Annotated in this window: 3 protein-coding genes; 1 reads left to right on the forward strand and 2 read right to left on the reverse strand. The window is 64.6% G+C overall.

Annotated elements, in window-relative coordinates; all coding sequences use genetic code 11:
- The coding region (locus WA702_RS11135) for a glycosyltransferase (RefSeq protein ID WP_425110571.1) at positions 1-754 on the forward strand (754 nt) is incomplete at its 5' end.
- An 82-nt stretch (positions 755-836) separates the two neighbouring features.
- On the opposite strand, the gene WA702_RS11140 is transcribed toward WA702_RS11135, so the two are convergent.
- Positions 837-1,799 carry an NAD(P)-dependent oxidoreductase gene (locus WA702_RS11140; protein WP_425110572.1) on the reverse strand — a complete coding sequence of 321 codons (963 nt, stop codon included), beginning with the start codon at positions 1,797-1,799 and terminating at the stop codon, positions 837-839.
- Between the two features lie 252 nt (positions 1,800-2,051).
- Positions 2,052-2,797 (reverse strand): M24 family metallopeptidase (locus WA702_RS11145; protein WP_425110573.1); only part of this gene is annotated, 746 nt, incomplete at its 5' end.

Raw genomic sequence — 2,797 nt, forward strand, 5'->3', positions numbered from 1 at the left:
TGGCCTGTTGCGTGCGCGGTCCGGTGCGCTCTCGGGCATCCTCAATGGCATCGACATCACTGTCTGGGATCCGGCGCATGATCCCGCCATCGCTTCGCACTACAGCGTCGACAGTCTGGAGGCGCGCACGCGGAACAAGGCGGTGCTGCAGCAGCGCATGGGATTGCGGGTGTCGCCCGATGCCTTCCTGCTCGGCGTGGTCAGCCGGCTGTCATGGCAGAAAGGGCTCGACCTGCTGTTCGCCTGCCTGCCAACCATCACCGGCGGCGGCATGCAATTGGCATTGCTCGGCGACGGCGATGCCGATCTGCGCGATGCGTTTCGCGCGGCGGCCAGCGCCAATCCTGGCTTGATCGGCGTCGTCACCGGCTATGATGAAACTCTGGCCCACGCTATCCAGGCCGGCTCCGACGCGTTGATCGTGCCGTCACGCTTCGAGCCCTGCGGCCTGACCCAGCTCTGCGCGCTGCGCTATGGCGCGATCCCGATCGTCGCCGGCGTCGGCGGCCTCGCCGACACCGTGATCGACGAAAGCGAAAAGGATGCGACCGGCTTCAAGTTCTCGCCGGTCACGACGGAGAATCTCGACCACGCGCTGCGGCGCGCCGCGGCGGCGTTCTTCGCCTCGCGCGGCCACGGTTCGGACTGGCTCCGCATGCAGCTCAACGGCATGCTGACGGACGTCTCCTGGCGCCACCGCGCCGCGCGCTATGCCGAACTTTATCGCCAGATCGTCGCCCAGCGGCAGGGCTAACGATGGATAGGGCAGGCAAAGGCGCCTCGGCGTTCCGCTGGCAATGGTGGGCACGCTTCGCTTTGCTCACCCTGCGGACCTGCTACCCCTCCGTCTCCAGCCCGGTCGGGGTCGGCACGTTCTCGGGCCGCAAGGTCATGCCGGCATTGCGGGCGACGGATTCCAGCAGCGTGGCGAAATCCTTCGCGAGGTAGCCGGCCGGATCGGCCTGCAGATGCGCCGCGCCGATATGGGCTTGCAGCGCCTCGCGCGCCGTCGCCGTGATTGGCATCGCGACCCCGAGCTCGCGCGCGGCCTGCAGCCCGAGATCGAGATCCTTGCGTAGCAGCGGCGGGGTGAAGGTTGTGGTCCAGTCGAGATTGACCAGCGCATTGCTCTTGTACTTGGTGAACACCGAGCCCATCACGCTGGCATTCATGAAGTCGAGGAAGGCGTGGCGCGGCACGCCGGCCTTCTGCGCCAGCACCGTGATCTCGAGCAGGTTCTGGAACACGACGCCGAGCATCACGTTGTGGGCGATCTTGCAGATCCGCGCCAGCTCACCCTCGCCGACATAGGAGACGCCGGATGCAGCCACGACCTTCAGATAGGGCGTGATGGTCTCGAACGCGTCCTTCGGGCCTGAGACGACCGACGACAGCTTGCCGGCCTTGACGCATTTGCCGTTACCCGACACCGGCGCGCGGACGAAGGCGCAGCCGATTTCCTTGAGCCGTGCCGCGATGCTTTCCGACTCATCGACACCGATCGACGAGCAATCGACCAGGATTTTCGGCCGCGGACCGTCGCCGGCGACGAGGCCGTTCGGGCCGAAATAGATCTGCTCGAGATCGTTGCCGGTCGAGACGATCGAGAACACGATGTCGCAAGAGGCGAGCTCATTGACGCGATCGACGACCTTGCCGCCTTTGGCCGCCAGCGGCTCGGCCTTGGCCCGGGTCCTGTTCCAGATCGCCACCTTGTGGCCCGCCTTCAACAGCCGCTCCGCCATCGGGAAACCCATGCGGCCCATGCCGATCCAGCCCAGCGAATGCACAGCCGTCATTGTTCTCTCCCTATTCAATTTACTATGTCTTCCGTCATTGCGAGGAGCGAAGCGACGAAGCGATCCAGACTTTCTTCTTTGCTTCTGGATTGCTTCCGCCGTCGCCCTTCGGGCTATGGCGGACACGTCGCTTCGCTCGCAATGACGAGAACATTAAGTAGGATGGGTTGAGCGAAGCGATACCCATCGTGCTTCAGCGCGGGTTGAGGCCGCTGCTGGTCGCTTCGCTCAACCCATCCTCCATTTTTTTGCTCAATAGCGATTGGCGATCGGCAGCTCTTCCGCCGGAAACAGCGTGATCACCCGGCAGCCCTTGTCGGTGACCACGACCTCCTCCTCGATGCGCGCGGCGGAGAAGCCGTCGGCCGCCGGGCAATAGGTCTCCAGCGCGAACACCATGCCGGTCTTGATCTCCATCGGGTTATCGAGCGAGACCAGCCGCGAGATGATCGGCCGCTCGTGCAGCGCCAGGCCCAGCCCATGGCCGAACTGCAGACCGAATGCGGCCATTTCGCTGGGAAAGCCGAACTCCTCCGCCTTCGGCCAGACGCTCGCGACCGTGTCGGTCGAGACGCCCGGCTTGATCAGCGCGATCGCGTTGTCGAGCCATTCGCGGCACTGCTTATAGGCGTCGTGCTGCACCGGCGTGGCGCGGCCGACATTGAAGGTGCGGTAATAGCAAGTGCGGTAGCCCTGATAGGACTGCAGGATGTCGAAGAAGGCCTGGTCGCCGGGGCGCAGGATGCGGTCGGTGAAATTGTGCGGATGCGGGTTGCAGCGCTCGCCGGAGATGGCGTTGATGGCCTCGACGTCGTCGGAGCCCATCTCGTAGAGCATCTTGTTGGCGAGCGCGACGATCTCGTTCTCGCGCACGCCGGGCTTCAGATGCTCGTAGATCGAGTGATAGACGCCGTCGACCATCGCTGCCGCCTGGTTGAGCAGCATGATCTCGTCGATGTTCTTGATCTCGCGCGCGTCCAGCATCACCTGCTGGCCGT

Origin of the sequence: Bradyrhizobium sp. (genome assembly GCF_049798375.1) — a bacterium.
Lineage (GTDB): Bacteria > Pseudomonadota > Alphaproteobacteria > Rhizobiales > Xanthobacteraceae > Bradyrhizobium.

Bases quoted from the DNA above. Each gene is read 5' to 3' on its own strand.
- WA702_RS11140 (WP_425110572.1), bottom strand. From the start codon at position 1,799: ATGACGGCTGTGCATTCGCTGGGCTGGATCGGCATGGGCCGCATGGGT.